General features: G+C 58.9%; 15 protein-coding genes. 7 read left to right on the forward strand and 8 right to left on the reverse strand.

Going from position 1 to position 13,703, the window contains the following annotated elements; all coding sequences use genetic code 11:
- Positions 1-204: 204 nt before the first annotated feature.
- Complete coding sequence (locus ATH90_RS14020; RefSeq protein WP_098466535.1) at positions 205-1,128, reverse strand: DMT family transporter; 924 nt, start codon at positions 1,126-1,128, stop codon at positions 205-207.
- Between the two features lie 77 nt (positions 1,129-1,205).
- Here ATH90_RS14020 and ATH90_RS14025 point away from each other — a divergent pair, with 77 nt between their 5' ends.
- From ATH90_RS14025 to ATH90_RS14035, 3 genes are all read left to right on the forward strand, one after another.
- On the forward strand, positions 1,206-2,075 hold the full coding sequence (locus tag ATH90_RS14025) for a LysR family transcriptional regulator (RefSeq protein WP_098466536.1): 870 nt from the start codon (positions 1,206-1,208) through the stop codon (positions 2,073-2,075).
- An 82-nt stretch (positions 2,076-2,157) separates the two neighbouring features.
- Positions 2,158-3,699 (forward strand): EAL domain-containing protein, encoded by a 1,542-nt coding sequence (locus ATH90_RS14030; RefSeq protein ID WP_098466537.1) that lies wholly within the window; start codon positions 2,158-2,160, stop codon positions 3,697-3,699.
- Between the two features lie 198 nt (positions 3,700-3,897).
- Positions 3,898-4,263 (forward strand): histone-like nucleoid-structuring protein, MvaT/MvaU family, encoded by a 366-nt coding sequence (locus ATH90_RS14035; protein WP_034105180.1) that lies wholly within the window; start codon positions 3,898-3,900, stop codon positions 4,261-4,263.
- A 112-nt stretch (positions 4,264-4,375) separates the two neighbouring features.
- Here the strand turns inward: ATH90_RS14035 and ATH90_RS14040 are convergent, their stop codons facing one another.
- Positions 4,376-4,912 (reverse strand): DUF4946 domain-containing protein, encoded by a 537-nt coding sequence (locus ATH90_RS14040; RefSeq protein ID WP_034105178.1) that lies wholly within the window; start codon positions 4,910-4,912, stop codon positions 4,376-4,378.
- Between the two features lie 196 nt (positions 4,913-5,108).
- Between ATH90_RS14040 and gloA the strand changes: the two genes are divergently transcribed.
- Positions 5,109-5,630 (forward strand): lactoylglutathione lyase, encoded by a 522-nt coding sequence (gloA, locus tag ATH90_RS14045; RefSeq protein WP_034105176.1) that lies wholly within the window; start codon positions 5,109-5,111, stop codon positions 5,628-5,630.
- A 94-nt stretch (positions 5,631-5,724) separates the two neighbouring features.
- On the opposite strand, the gene ahpF is transcribed toward gloA, so the two are convergent.
- From ahpF to ATH90_RS14060, 3 genes are all read right to left on the reverse strand, one after another.
- On the reverse strand, positions 5,725-7,290 hold the full coding sequence (gene ahpF / locus ATH90_RS14050; RefSeq protein ID WP_069023783.1) for an alkyl hydroperoxide reductase subunit F: 1,566 nt from the start codon (positions 7,288-7,290) through the stop codon (positions 5,725-5,727).
- 126 nt (positions 7,291-7,416) lie between these two features.
- Positions 7,417-7,980 carry an alkyl hydroperoxide reductase subunit C gene (gene ahpC, locus ATH90_RS14055; protein WP_010210361.1) on the reverse strand — a complete coding sequence of 188 codons (564 nt, stop codon included), beginning with the start codon at positions 7,978-7,980 and terminating at the stop codon, positions 7,417-7,419.
- A 133-nt stretch (positions 7,981-8,113) separates the two neighbouring features.
- Positions 8,114-9,046 (reverse strand): site-specific integrase, encoded by a 933-nt coding sequence (locus ATH90_RS14060; protein WP_098466538.1) that lies wholly within the window; start codon positions 9,044-9,046, stop codon positions 8,114-8,116.
- 170 nt (positions 9,047-9,216) lie between these two features.
- Between ATH90_RS14060 and ATH90_RS14065 the strand changes: the two genes are divergently transcribed.
- Entirely contained in the window at positions 9,217-10,224 is a 1,008-nt protein-coding gene (locus ATH90_RS14065) for a DNA-binding protein (RefSeq protein WP_098466539.1), read from the forward strand.
- Here the strand turns inward: ATH90_RS14065 and gorA are convergent, their stop codons facing one another.
- On the reverse strand, positions 10,225-11,583 hold the full coding sequence (gorA, locus tag ATH90_RS14070; protein WP_098466540.1) for a glutathione-disulfide reductase: 1,359 nt from the start codon (positions 11,581-11,583) through the stop codon (positions 10,225-10,227).
- A 105-nt stretch (positions 11,584-11,688) separates the two neighbouring features.
- Entirely contained in the window at positions 11,689-12,528 is an 840-nt protein-coding gene (gene galU, locus ATH90_RS14075) for a UTP--glucose-1-phosphate uridylyltransferase GalU (RefSeq protein WP_003173830.1), read from the reverse strand.
- A gap of 310 nt (positions 12,529-12,838) precedes the next feature.
- Between galU and ATH90_RS14080 the strand changes: the two genes are divergently transcribed.
- Positions 12,839-13,024 carry a hypothetical protein gene (locus tag ATH90_RS14080; RefSeq protein WP_012724166.1) on the forward strand — a complete coding sequence of 62 codons (186 nt, stop codon included), beginning with the start codon at positions 12,839-12,841 and terminating at the stop codon, positions 13,022-13,024.
- A gap of 144 nt (positions 13,025-13,168) precedes the next feature.
- Positions 13,169-13,450 (forward strand): hypothetical protein, encoded by a 282-nt coding sequence (locus ATH90_RS14085; protein ID WP_034105166.1) that lies wholly within the window; start codon positions 13,169-13,171, stop codon positions 13,448-13,450.
- Positions 13,451-13,459: 9 nt separating this feature from the next.
- On the opposite strand, the gene ATH90_RS14090 is transcribed toward ATH90_RS14085, so the two are convergent.
- Entirely contained in the window at positions 13,460-13,690 is a 231-nt protein-coding gene (locus ATH90_RS14090; protein WP_034105164.1) for a hypothetical protein, read from the reverse strand.
- Positions 13,691-13,703 lie beyond the last annotated feature (13 nt).

Here is a 13,703-nt window from a genome sequence, read left to right on the forward strand (position 1 = left end):
GCCAGCAAGGATGAGGAGCACGGGCGGCGCACAGGAGAGGCCTCGCACGCTGCGGGCGAGGAAGTCACCAAAGATGAGGGGGGAGCCGAGTAGCTTCATGGTTACATCAGTCTCTGACGGCTTAGGCTTGCGTGAGCGCAAGTCCATATTCTTGTATGCGTAAATCGATTCTACACAGCGTAACAGTGTTTGTCCGTACTCTTATCAAATCCCCATTGCCCTGCCCCGTGCAAGGGGTTTGTTGCACAGGTAGATGCCCAGCAGGATCACCCCGCCGCCCACCAGCATCGGTAGGGTCAACTGTTCGTCGAGCAGCAGTGCGCCACAGATCACCGCCGTGAGTGGATTAAGCGCGATAAACACCCCGGAGCGCGTCGCCCCGATACGCCGGATGCCATCGTAATAGCCGATATAGGCGAGTGCCGAGCCCAGCACGCCCAGGTACGCCAGGCTCAGCACCTGCGGTAAATGCAGGCTGCCAATGGCCTCAGACGTCATTCGCCCCAGGACCAGTGTGGTGAGGATGAGCATCAGGGTACCCAGCAGTATCGACCAGGTGACCGTCTGCAACGGGCCGAGGCTCTGATTCAGCCCACGGGAACACAGCGAGTAGACGCCCCACCCCACGACGCACCCGAAGATCAACAGATCTCCACGCCAGGTCTGGGTTGCTGGGTTCAGCACCTGCGGGTTACGACTGACAATCACCACGGCGGCGCCGGCCAGGCAAAAGGCGATACCGATCACCTTGATGGCACCCAGGCGCTCCTTGAACAACCACCAGGAGGCCAGCCCGATCACCGCCGGGTTCAACGCCACGATCAATGAGGCCCGCGACGCGTTGATGAACTGCAACCCATAGAAAAAACACAGGTTGTAGAAAAAGATGCCAAAGAAACCCAGTATCGCCAGTTGCCCCATCTGTCGAAGACTGGGGCGGGACAAGGCAATACGGGCGCACCCCATGAATGCCAGCAGGGCCAGGCTCGCCAGTACGAACCGCAGGCTTGCCGCCAGCAAGGGGTCGAGTGCACCGGTCAAATAGCGACCGGCCACGAAGGTGCCGCCCCAGATCATGGTGACGGCGGCCAACTTCACATAAATGATGCGATCCGAGGGTGAATGCACGGGCTGAGGCTCTAATGGCTTGAGGACCCCTGCATTCTTCTGGTAATTCGGTGTCATCGTAAAATGAGTAATTGCTCATGACCCTGACCCAACTCGAAATTTTCTCGCTGGTTGCCGAACTGCAGGGTTTTACCAGTGCAGCTCACCGCCTTGGTATCAGCCAGTCGGCGGTGTCCCACGCGATCAAAGGCCTGGAACAGGAACTGGGAGTGGCGTTGTTCAGGCGCCACCAGGCCCACGTGGAGCTTAGCGATATTGGCACGCAGCTACTGGGGCGCGCACGAGCGATGCTGGGGCTGGCCAATACCCTGCAACAGGAAGCGGCGGACGCGCGCGGCATGAAACGCGGGACCCTGCGAATCGGCTCATTCGGCCCGACCGCCTCGACCTACCTGCTGCCGAAGATCCTCAGCTGTTTTCGCCTCGAATACCCTGGCATCGAAGTGCATGTGGACGAGGGGCCCGACAGGCAAGTGATCCATTGGCTTGACGAGCGCCGGATTGATATTGGTTTTGTGGTGCTGGAGCAGGAGCGCTTCGATACCTTCGCGGTGTTCGAGGATCAGATGGTGGCGCTGCTGCCGGCCGATCACAGGCTGGCAACCTGCGAACACGTGAGCCTCAAGGATCTGTGCAGCGACCCTTTCGCGCTGACGGAGGCCGGCTCCGCTGAACTGGTGGTACGCCTGTTCAATGAGGCGCGGCTGACCCCGAATGTGCGTTATCGCTGCTCGCAATTGCTGAGTACCCTGGAAACCGTAAGCCGCGGGGATGCAGTAAGCGTAGTGGCGCAGGCATCGTTGCCTGCTGGGCGCGATTCGCGCTACGTGCAGCGCGCGCTGGCACCCCGCGTGTCGCGCCGGGTTGGCCTGGCGGTTCTGGATCGGCGCCAGTCTTCGCCAGCGGCGCTCGCGTTTATACGTATCGCCCAAGGACTGGAACTGTAGCAACTCGACACTCGCCGAGCTTATTCTGGCCCAGCCATCTATTATCGATTGAATCTGATTCCTGCAGCAGGCCGTTCCCTTCATGCCCCTGACCGTCAACGGCCCGCGAAAACGCGCCACTCGTTACTTGATCACGTCACTCAGTGTGTTGCTACCCATTGCGCTCGGGGTGGTCATTCTGCATTGGCAGGCCGAACGCACACTGGAACAAAATACCGCCCAGACTGCCCAGGAGGCGGTGCGCCAGTTCGACCTGATGCTCGACAACACCGCCCTCGCCGCCCAGGCCTTGCTGCCGTTGGCGGGCCAACCCTGCGATAACAGCGCGAAACTGGCCCTGCGCGAACAAGTCACGCGTCGGCCGTTCGTGCGTGCAACGACCTTGTCCTGGCAAAAAAATATCTACTGCAGCTCGCTGTTTGGCAGCGACTACGAATCACCGGTCAACCCGGACGATTACGTGGACGGGCGGTTATGGTTGATGAATGGCAACCCGGTGACGCCGGACACCGCACTCCTGGTTTACCGACTGGTAGACGGTGACAAAGCCGCTTTTGCGTCGATTGACGGTTACCACCTCACTAATGCGCTGCGCCTGATCAGCCGGTTCGCCCACTTGGTACTGCAGGTCGGCCCGAATTGGCTGGGCGCCGATGGCAAAGTGCATGACACCGCAGTACCGACGTTTGCCGTGGCCCATCATCACTTGGCGTCCGAACGCTATCACTACAGCGTCGATGCAGGCATGCCTGCCGGTGAAGTGTGGCGTTACATGCGATCCCGATACCCAGCGGTGTTCAGCCTGGTGGTGTTCTTCGGCGTGCTGGCGGGCGTGCTTGCACATTGGTTGCAAAAGCGCTCTTCGGCGCCGACTCACGAACTGCAACGGGCGTTGGGGGCCAATGAGTTCATCCCGTATTTCCAGCCGGTGGTGCGGGGTGATACGCGCGAGTGGGCAGGATGCGAAGTGCTGATGCGTTGGCAACACCCCAAGGAAGGCTTGGTGCGCCCCGACTTGTTTATCCCCCTGGCCGAACATTCAGGCCTGATCGTGCCGATGACGCGTGCGCTGCTGCGCCAGACCGCCACGCAACTGGCGCCCCATGCGGCGCGATTCCGCCCTGGCTTTCATATTGGCGTGAATATCACCGCACGCCACTGCCAGGATTTGGCGCTGGTGGACGACTGCCGTGAGTTTCTCGCGGCCTTTCCCGTCGGCCAGGTAACCCTGGTGCTGGAGTTGACCGAGCGTGAGTTGATCGAGCCCACCGACATCACCCGTCGCCTGTTCGACGCCTTGCACCAACTGGGGGTGATGATCGCCATTGATGACTTTGGTACCGGCCATTCCAGCCTGGGCTACTTGCGTAACTTCAATGTGGACTACTTGAAGATCGACCAGAGTTTTGTCGCCATGATCGGTGCCGATGCACTATCACGGCATATTCTGGACAGCATCATAGAACTGTCCGGCAAGCTTGACTTGGGCATCGTTGCAGAGGGTGTGGAAACCACGCAACAGTGCGAATACCTGGCGGCTCAAGGCGTGGATTTCCTGCAGGGCTACCTGTTCGGAAAGCCTTTACCCTGCGATGAATTTATTAAATCCCTGAGCCGCCATTGAATACCCCTGCACTACCTGGGCGGAAATAATGTTGTTCAAACAAAAGACATGATTTACTCGTGGCACATTAACTACTACAATTTTTCCTGCCTGTGCAGAATTCGCGGGACGGCTTCTTTCTTGAGTCGCCTTAAAGCGCTTGGCTTATAGCTTTGTCTGCAGTTGATATCAGCCAAATACACTATTGGAGTACAGATTTTGTCCAGACTCGCCGAATTTCGCGCAGCAGAAAAAGCCCTTCAAGAGCAGCTTGCCCAGCTGGAATCCCTGAAGAACGACGCCGGCCTGAAGAAAGAAATCGAATTCGAAGAAAAGCTTCAAGCCCTGATGAAAAGCTATGGCAAAGGCCTGCGCGATATCATTTCCATCCTTGATCCGAACCCGGGCAAGTCCAGCGCTGCTGCCGCTACCGCACCCAAACAGCGCCGCGCTCGCGTGGTCAAGGTTTACCAGAACCCACACACCGGTGAGCTGATCGAAACCAAAGGCGGCAACCACCGTGGCCTCAAGGCCTGGAAAGAACAGTACGGCGCCGCCACTGTAGATTCCTGGCTTCGCGGCTGATCGCCTGCACTAATAAAGAGCCCCGCTGATGCGGGGCTTTTTTTAATTCAATCGTTCGAATCCGAACTTAAATAACGTTTCATTATGTTCAGCATGGACGCCTGTTACACACTTAAAGTTTCAGGCTATCGCGCACCGAACTGACTTCATCCTTGCTGGCTTCGTACGCAGCGGCCTGCCCCGCGTATGAAAAAACATAGGCCTTATCGGTATCAACCGCCCCGACCAATGTTTGTGAAAGCACGTGACGCCCGTTCTCGGTAACCACGCAAGTAGTTTCCAGCGCTTCAAGGCGGCTCAATGTTGTAGGGCGCATCTTGCTGCACACACTTTGATACCCTCCCTGGGCAAAGTCTTTCTGGATGGACTTGCGCATCTCCAGCAATACCCCCTGGAGATTAACCTTGTGGCCCGTTTCAATCGGCGTGCCGGTCAATTCGATGACCATCAGGGTCGCGCCATTTTCATCATTCTTGATTGCTCGCTGCCGAGACACGGGCCGTGGCGCTACTGGCGCCTCACCGTCAGCCACGACCTCTTCGATCTGCCAGCCGCTGGGCCAATGAATCTCGGGGTCGGCCGCCATGGCCAGGGGGCTGGCCAACAGCAAACACACGACGCTCAACAGCGGTTTACGAAGTTCGATCATCACGCACAATACTCAAGGTCCAAGGGCCAAAGTTTGAGCCCCGGCGCCCATGGGCCGCAAGGCCTGCGAGGGCTTTTTCATTTGGCGCCCGGGGCGAGCCTTGCGTATCATGGCCCGGCTGCACGGATGCCAGCCGCAAGCCAAGGAACCGCTCACATCTTAGAGCCGCGTTTGCCCCATTTTTTCTGGAGGGCCCATGAGCCTGCACGAACTGAACACTTTCCCGGGCGTCACCGCCCAACCTGACACCGCCACCGCCCACTTCGTGTTCAACCACACCATGCTACGGGTCAAGGACATCACCAAGTCGCTGGACTTCTACACCCGCGTCCTGGGCTTTTCCCTGGTTGAAAAACGTGACTTCCCGGAAGCCGAATTCAGCCTGTACTTCCTGGCCCTGGTGGACAAGTCCCAGATCCCCGCTGACGCCGCCGAGCGTACCCAGTGGATGAAGTCGATCCCCGGCATCCTGGAGTTGACCCACAACCACGGCACCGAAAACGACGCCGACTTCGCCTACCACAACGGCAACACCGACCCGCGCGGCTTTGGCCATATCTGCATCTCGGTGCCGGATATCGTTGCGGCGTGTGAGCGTTTCGAAGCCCTGGGCTGCGACTTCCAGAAGCGCCTGACCGACGGCCGCATGAAGAGCCTGGCGTTCATCAAGGACCCGGATGCGTACTGGGTTGAAATCATTCAGCCAGCGCCGATGTAATCGTCACGAAAGTCTGTAGGAGCCCGCTCCGGCAGAACACAAAAAAAAGCCCCATGATCACTCATGGGGCTTTTTTCATTTCCGGGCCCTGGGTTTATGCAGGCGCAGAGGTACGGATCAGGTGATCGAAAGCACTCAAGGAAGCCTTGGCACCCTCACCCACCGCGATCACGATCTGCTTGTACGGCACCGTCGTGACGTCACCGGCAGCAAATACGCCGGGCAGTGACGTCTCGCCACGGGCATCGACGATGATCTCGCCGCGCGGTGTCAGCTCTACGGTGCCTTTGAGCCAGTCGGTGTTTGGCAGCAAACCGATCTGTACAAAGATCCCTTCCAGATCGAGGGTCTTGAACTCGCCGCTGTCGCGATCCTTGTACGCCAGGCCGGTGACTTTCTGGCCATCGCCTTTCACTTCACTGGTCAGCGCACTGGTGATCACGTCGACGTTAGGCAGGCTGTAGAGCTTGCGCTGCAAAACAGCGTCGGCGCGCAGCTTGCTGTCGAACTCGAGCAGGGTCACGTGGCTGACGATACCGGCCAGGTCGATGGCGGCTTCGACGCCGGAGTTACCGCCGCCGATCACCGCGACACGCTTGCCTTTGAACAGCGGACCGTCGCAGTGCGGGCAGAAGCAAACACCCTTGGCCTTGTATTCCTGCTCGCCCGGCACACCCATTTCTCTCCAGCGGGCACCGGTAGCCAGGATCACGGTCTTGGACTTGAGGGTCGCACCGCTCTCAAAACGAATTTCGTGCAGGTCACCGGCGTTTTTCGCCGGGATCAAGCTACTGGCGCGCTGCAGGTTCATGATGTCCACGTCGTACTGGCGTACATGAGCTTCCAGGGCGCTGGCCAGTTTCGGGCCTTCGGTTTCCTGTACCGAGATAAAGTTCTCGATCGACATGGTGTCCAGCACCTGCCCGCCGAACCGCTCGGCAGCGACGCCGGTGCGGATACCTTTGCGTGCGGCATAGATCGCTGCCGCCGAACCGGCTGGGCCACCGCCGACGACGAGGACATCAAAGGCGTCTTTGGCGCTGATTTTCTCGGCGGCTTTTTCGATACCGCTGGTGTCGAGCTTCGCGAGGATTTCTTCCAGGCCCATGCGGCCCTGGCCGAAGTTCACACCATTGAGGTACACGCTTGGCACCGCCATGATCTGGCGTTCGTCGACTTCAGCCTGGAACAGCGCGCCGTCGATGGCGACGTGGCGGATGTTGGGGTTGAGCACAGCCATCAGGTTCAGCGCCTGGACCACGTCCGGGCAGTTCTGGCAAGACAGCGAGAAGTAGGTCTCGAAGCTGAACTCGCCTTTGAGGGCGCGGATCTGTTCAATCACTTCGACACTGGCCTTCGACGGGTGGCCACCAACTTGCAGCAGGGCCAGCACCAACGAAGTGAATTCATGGCCCATGGGGATGCCGGCAAAACGCAGGCTGATATCGGCACCCGGGCGGTTGATGGAGAACGAAGGCTTACGCGCATCATCACCATCGGTTTTCAGGGTAATCAGCGTGGTGAGGCTGACAACATCCTGCAAGAGGGCAAGCATTTCCTGGGATTTCGCACCGTCGTCGAGGGAGGCGACGATCTCGATCGGCTGGGTGACCCGTTCCAGGTATGACTTCAACTGAGCTTTAAGATTGGCGTCCAACATACGGGCGATTTCCTATTAATTCGGTTTATTGCAGACAAAAAAACGCCCGAGCGAATCTCGCCCGGGCGTTTCGAGGGCGGATGCAGCTTACTTAAGTGCGGAATACCGCCCTTGAGACTTCACGACTTAGATCTTACCGACCAGGTCCAGGGACGGAGCCAGGGTGGCTTCGCCTTCTTTCCACTTGGCTGGGCATACTTCGCCTGGGTGGGCAGCTACGTACTGAGCGGCCTTGATTTTGCGCAGCAGCTCGGAAGCGTCACGGCCAACACCACCGTCGTTCAGCTCAACGATCTTGATCTGACCTTCTGGGTTGATCACGAACGTACCGCGGTCTGCCAGGCCAGCTTCTTCGATCAGTACGTCGAAGTTGCGGGAGATGGTCAGGGTTGGGTCGCCGATCATGGTGTACTGGATTTTGCCGATGGCTGGCGAAGTGTTGTGCCAGGCAGCGTGGGCAAAGTGGGTGTCGGTCGACACGCTGTAGATTTCGACGCCCAGTTTCTGGAATTCGGCGTAGTTGTCAGCCAGGTCTTCCAGTTCGGTTGGGCAAACGAAGGTGAAGTCGGCTGGGTAGAAGAACACAACGGACCACTTGCCTTTCAGGTCAGCGTCAGACACATCTACGAAGTTGCCGTTTTTGTATGCGGTAGCTTTGAACGGTTTTACTTGGCTGTTGATGATAGGCATCGTTGACTCTCCGTCAGGGGTTAAGAAGTTGATGAGATGAATCCTACCCACTCTCTGCGCCGATGGCTCATTGGCAAACCTGATGCTGACGATTGGTTTTCCCTATCAGGTGACTGTATTAATAGAAGAAATCTCAAAGCAGCGGTTGGGTCGCCAAAGTCATGCCCAGAAAGGGCGTCGCTTCAACATAGCGCATGGCAGATTTCATGTCGCTCCAGCCGACGTAACTCATCAACGACTTCAGGTCCCAGCCACTGCGATGGGCCCAAGTGGCGAAGCCGCGGCGCAGCGAGTGGCTGGTGTATTGCTCGGCGGGGATGCCGGCACGTTCCAGCGCCTGGCGCAGCAGTGGGATGACGCTGTTGGGGTGCAAGCCCTCCTCCCCCAGGTTGCCCCAGCGATCAATACCGCGAAACACCGGGCCACGAACGAGGGCCGAGGCGCTGAGCCATTCGCTGTAGGCCTGCACCGGGCATAGGCGCAGCAGTGCTGGCGTGTGGTAGGTCTTGCCGAGGTTGTCGCGGTCGCTTTTGCTGCGCGGCAGGTACAGGCTGATGCCGGCGCCGGGCGTGGCCTGCACATGCTCGATGTCGAGCCGGCACAGCTCATCGCTACGAAAGCCACGCCAGAAGCCCAGCAGGATCAGCGCGGTGTCACGCTTGGCACGCAGCAACCGCGGCGCGTCCTGCGCCAGTGCCGCCGCCTTCGCTTCAGCGTCTAGCGACGCGACCACCTGCTCCAGGTGCTTGAGCTGCAGCGGCTCGGCCTGCTTCTCCTGCGCCGGGTGCACGGCACGGATGCCCTTGAGCACCTTGCGCACCACCGGCGCCTTGGTCGGGTCGGGAAACCCCTGGCTTGTATGCCACTGGGCCAATGCCGACAGCCGCAGCTTCAAGGTATTGACGGCCAGCACGCCGGCGTGGGCGACCAGATACCGCGCCACGCTGTCGCTGGTTGCCGGCAGGAAACCGCCCCAACTCACTTCGAAATGCTCGATCGCCGCGCGATAGCTGCGCCGCGTGTTATCGCGGGTGGCGGCGTTGAGGTAACGATCCAGATCGCTCATGGGAGGCCTATTCGTACTGCTGGCAGGTGCTTTCGCGGATTAAATGCGTATGACACGGGATAATACGCCAATATCCCATCTTATAATTGACGGATTTCAAAGGATTTTCACACGTGATATAGTATGTAAATACATGATACGTACCACATTACGAAATCGACGGAGACCCCATGGCTCGCGGCGGCATCAACAAAGCAGTAGTTCAAACGGCACGCCTGGCGATCCTCGCCCGCGGCGAAAACCCCAGCATCGATGCAGTCCGCATCGAGATGGGCAATACCGGCTCGAAAACCACGATTCATCGCTATTTGAAGGAACTGGATGAGAGCGAAACCCGCGTCACCATCACCGAGGCCCCCATAGACGACGAGCTGGGTGAGCTGGTGGCACGGCTGGCCCAACGCCTGAAAGAAAAAGCCCAAGAGCCGATCGACCTGGCCCTGGCGCAGTTCGAACAGCAGAAAGCCGCCCTGCTCGCTCAGGTGCAAGCCCTCGAAGAGGCCCATGGCCAACTCAAGCACCAGTTCGATATTCAAGCCGCCGCCCTGGCAGAAGAAAGCGCCGCCCTGCACATCGCCAGCACCAGCCTGCAAACCGAACAAACCCGTAACGCCGGGCTGAGCCAGGCGTGCAGCGATTACGAGTTACGGATCAACGACAAGGACGAACAGATTCGTTCACTGGAAGAAAAGCACCTGCATGCCCGGGACGCCCTGGAGCACTACCGCACTGCAATCAAGGAGCAGCGCGAGCAGGAACAGCGTCGCCACGAAGGCCAGTTGCAGCAGGTGCAGGCTGAACTGCGCCAGGCGCAGCAGAGCGCCATGGTGCGCCAGGATGAAATCACCCAGCTGCACCGCGACAATGAGCGACTGCTGATTGAGCATCGGGTAACCGTGAAGGAATTAACGGCGCTGCAGGAGCAATCCCGCAAAGATCAGGCCCAACAACTCAAGTTGAGCGAACAGGTCGGCCTGATTGACAGCGAGCGCACCCTGCTTCAGGAGCGCCTGCGTGTCGCGGTGCTGGAGAGCCAGTCTCGCCAGGAAGCGCTGACTGAACACCAGCACACCAACAAGGCGTTGGAGCTGGAGCTGATCAAGGCCCAGGCCAGTATCGAGGCATTGCGCCTGGCGGCCGCCGTTGCGGCGACGCCAGAGGCAACCTCCAAAGCCTGATCAGCCCGCCACTGGCGTGCGCATGGTGACGAACTCTTCCGCCGCCGTGGGGTGCACGCCGATGGTCTCGTCGAAATGCTGCTTGGTCGCGCCCGCCTTGAGCGCGATTGCCAGCCCTTGCACGATTTCACCCGCGTCCGGACCGACCATATGGCAGCCCAGCACTTGGTCGGTGTCGGCGTCGACCACCAGCTTCATCAGGGTCTTCTCCTGGCACTCCGTCAGGGTCAGCTTCATCGGCCGGAACCGGCTTTCAAAGACCTGCACCTTGTGGCCCTTCTCTTTCGCTTCTTCCTCGGTCAGGCCCACGGTGCCGATGTTCGGCAGGCTGAACACCGCCGTAGGGATCATCGCGTAATCCACCGGACGATACTGTTCAGGCTTGAACAGGCGGCGCGCCACGGCCATGCCCTCGGCCAGGGCCACCGGCGTCAACTGCACACGACCGATCACGTCGCCGATCGCCAGGATCGATGCTTCGGCGGTCTGGTACAGGTCATCCACCTCGACGAAGCCGCGCTTGTCGAGTTTCACGCCGGTGTTTTCCAGCCCCAGGTTATCCAGCATCGGACGACGCCCCGTGGCGTAGAACACGCAGTCGGCTTCCAGCGCACGGCCGTCCTTCAGCGTTGCCTTCAGGCTACCGTCGGCTTGTTTGTCGATGCGCTCGATGTCGGCATTGAATTGCAAATCCAGGCCGCGCTTGGTCAGCTCTTCTTTCAAGTGCGTGCGCACCGAACCGTCGAAGCCGCGCAGGAACAGGTCGCCGCGATACAGCAGCGTGGTCTGTGCCCCCAGGCCATGGAAGATCCCCGCGAACTCGACGGCAATGTAACCACCACCGACGACCAGGACGCGCTTGGGCAATTCTTTGAGGAAGAACGCTTCATTGGAGCCAATAGCGTGTTCTCGGCCTGGAATCTCCGGGATCTGCGGCCAGCCACCCGTCGCGATCAGGATGTGCTTGGCGGTAAAACGCTCGCCGTTGATCTCGACCTGATGCGGATCAATCAGGCGCGCATGCCCCTCATGCAAGGTCACACCGCTGTTGACCAGCAGGTTGCGGTAGATACCATTGAGGCGGTTGATCTCGCGATCCTTGTTGGCAATGAGGGTCGCCCAATCAAAGTTCGCCTCACCCAGGGACCAGCCAAACCCGCTGGCCTGCTCGAAATCTTCGGCAAAATGCGCGCCGTACACCAGCAGCTTTTTCGGCACGCAACCGACGTTGACGCAAGTCCCGCCCAAGTAGCGGCTTTCCGCCACGGCCACCTTGGCACCAAAGCCTGCGGCAAAGCGCGCCGCGCGAACACCGCCGGAACCGGCGCCAATTACATACAGGTCAAAATCGTAGGCCATTTCACTCTCCTCGGCAGGACATCAGCATACCGACTTACATGGGGCTGAAAAACGAAAAAGCCACCCGAAGGTGGCTTTTTTAGAACAGGCCGCTTACACCGTGAATCAGTAAGCCTTGCCCGTCTTGTAGAAGTGCTCGTAGCAGAAGTTGGTTGCCTCGATGTAGCCTTCAGCGCCGCCGCAGTCGAAACGCTGGCCCTTGAACTTGTAGGCAATCACGCAACCGTCTTTGGCTTGCTTGAGCAGGGCGTCGGTGATCTGGATCTCGCCACCCTTGCCTGGCTCGGTTTCTTCGATCAGCTTGAAGATGTCCGGGGTCAGGATGTAACGACCGATGATCGCCAGGTTGGAAGGCGCGTCTTCCGGTGCTGGCTTTTCAACCATGTCACGTACGCGGATCAGGCCATCGCCAATGTCGTCGCCGGCGATCACGCCGTACTTGTTGGTTTCGGTCGGGTTCACTTCCATCACTGCAACGATGGTGCAACGGTATTTCTGGTAGAGCTTGACCATCTGGGTCAGCACACCGTCGCCTTCCAGGTTCACACACAGGTCATCCGCCAGTACCACGGCGAACGGCTCGTCGCCGATCAGTGGACGGCCGGTGAGAATGGCGTGGCCGAGGCCTTTCATCTGCGTTTGACGGGTGTAGGAGAACGAGCACTCGTCGAGCAGTTTACGGATACCAACCAGGTATTTTTCCTTGTCGGTGCCCTTGATCTGGTTTTCCAGCTCGTAGCTGATGTCAAAGTGGTCTTCCAGTGCGCGCTTACCGCGGCCGGTCACGATGGAGATTTCGTTCAGACCGGCATCCAGTGCCTCTTCGACGCCGTACTGAATCAGTGGCTTGTTCACCACCGGCAGCATCTCTTTGGGCATGGCCTTGGTCGCTGGCAAGAAGCGAGTGCCGTAACCGGCTGCTGGGAACAAGCATTTCTTGATCATATGGGTCCTTACAAAGGGCTGTGCGTACGGAATTCGGCGCAGTCTAATGAGGCCGCAGTCACCTTACAATGGGTCCTGCTGGCGTTGCGATGTCATCATAGAGAAAAAATGTCGGCGTAAGTTCCGCTCAAGTTGGACCGCATATTTTCACCGGCACGGCAAAAAATGCCTGCACCTCAATGTTTCAAAGGGCTGCAACCTTTTTAGCACGCTTTCAGGCCTGGAACACTGACCTAGAATAACTTGCGCGGCCCCGCGGCATTTGGCGCTATCATTAGGCCCTTGAACCAGACCACGAGATACTTGATAGATGTCAGAACCAAAAGGCGTGAACGGCTACCTGATCACCAAGCGAGCGGACGGTTGGCACCTGATCAACTTCCATGGCGACAGCGTCGCTGGGGCATTCGCCAGTGAAAGCCAGGCTATCGCTGTAGCGGAAGTGTTTGTGGACGAAGCGGGCCACGCGTCGAGCAAACGGCCGAAAGGCAAGTAAGCCTCAACGCCCTGCGCAAAAAAGCCCCGGAGAACGGGGCTTTTTTTGTGTTTGCCTGTACGTAGATGGCAGTTCGCTATAATCTCGCCGGAACGCCCCACGACAGTGTCAGCGCCCCTTCAACACCCTCGATGATGAACACACATGAACAAGATTCTGGCACTGACTGCGGTACTGGCGCTCGCCGGCTGCACCACCTCTTCTGACGTCTATCTGAAAAACGGCGAACAAGGCCTGACCATCGACTGCTCCGGCGAAGCCAATTCCTGGGCCAGCTGTTACGAGAAGGCTGACGCCTCCTGTGCGGGCACCGGCTACCGCATCGTCGGCACCGAAGGCACGCCTTCGCTCAAGGAAAGTGAAAAGACCCTCGGCCAGGACGTGGGTAACTTCAAAAGCCGTAGTGTGGTGGTGGTCTGCAAGTAAGCGTCAGGCCTACAGCTGAATATCGGCGAACTTGATACCCAGGCCCCGGATGGTCTCTACCAGGTCATCCAGGCGCGGGAAAGACTCGACTTCATCCTGATCGTCGACCAGGAAAAAACTGCGCCCGCCGCTTTTCTTGAAGAAGACGATCCACTCCGCCAGGTCGGCCGGGTTCTGGATGATGTGGGTGGCCGATATCTGGCCTTCAGCCTGGCGAGCCCTGACGTGTTCACGCTTCATGAAAAATTTCCCA

The organism is Pseudomonas lurida, from assembly GCF_002563895.1.
GTDB classification, from domain to species: Bacteria; Pseudomonadota; Gammaproteobacteria; order Pseudomonadales; family Pseudomonadaceae; genus Aquipseudomonas; species Aquipseudomonas lurida.

What these genes read in the sequence shown, in the direction of transcription:
- ATH90_RS14085 (WP_034105166.1), top strand. Translation starts at nt 13,169, where the DNA reads ATGAACAAGATTCTGGCACTGACTGCGGTACTGGCGCTCGCCGGCTGC.
- galU (WP_003173830.1), bottom strand. Translation starts at nt 12,528, where the DNA reads ATGATCAAGAAATGCTTGTTCCCAGCAGCCGGTTACGGCACTCGCTTC.
- ATH90_RS14025 (WP_098466536.1), top strand. Translation starts at nt 1,206, where the DNA reads ATGACCCTGACCCAACTCGAAATTTTCTCGCTGGTTGCCGAACTGCAG.
- ahpC (WP_010210361.1), bottom strand. Translation starts at nt 7,980, where the DNA reads ATGCCTATCATCAACAGCCAAGTAAAACCGTTCAAAGCTACCGCATAC.
- ATH90_RS14090 (WP_034105164.1), bottom strand. Translation starts at nt 13,690, where the DNA reads ATGAAGCGTGAACACGTCAGGGCTCGCCAGGCTGAAGGCCAGATATCG.
- ATH90_RS14060 (WP_098466538.1), bottom strand. Translation starts at nt 9,046, where the DNA reads ATGAGCGATCTGGATCGTTACCTCAACGCCGCCACCCGCGATAACACG.
- ATH90_RS14030 (WP_098466537.1), top strand. Translation starts at nt 2,158, where the DNA reads ATGCCCCTGACCGTCAACGGCCCGCGAAAACGCGCCACTCGTTACTTG.
- ATH90_RS14040 (WP_034105178.1), bottom strand. Translation starts at nt 4,912, where the DNA reads ATGATCGAACTTCGTAAACCGCTGTTGAGCGTCGTGTGTTTGCTGTTG.
- gloA (WP_034105176.1), top strand. Translation starts at nt 5,109, where the DNA reads ATGAGCCTGCACGAACTGAACACTTTCCCGGGCGTCACCGCCCAACCT.
- ATH90_RS14080 (WP_012724166.1), top strand. Translation starts at nt 12,839, where the DNA reads ATGTCAGAACCAAAAGGCGTGAACGGCTACCTGATCACCAAGCGAGCG.
- ahpF (WP_069023783.1), bottom strand. Translation starts at nt 7,290, where the DNA reads ATGTTGGACGCCAATCTTAAAGCTCAGTTGAAGTCATACCTGGAACGG.
- ATH90_RS14065 (WP_098466539.1), top strand. Translation starts at nt 9,217, where the DNA reads ATGGCTCGCGGCGGCATCAACAAAGCAGTAGTTCAAACGGCACGCCTG.
- gorA (WP_098466540.1), bottom strand. Translation starts at nt 11,583, where the DNA reads ATGGCCTACGATTTTGACCTGTATGTAATTGGCGCCGGTTCCGGCGGT.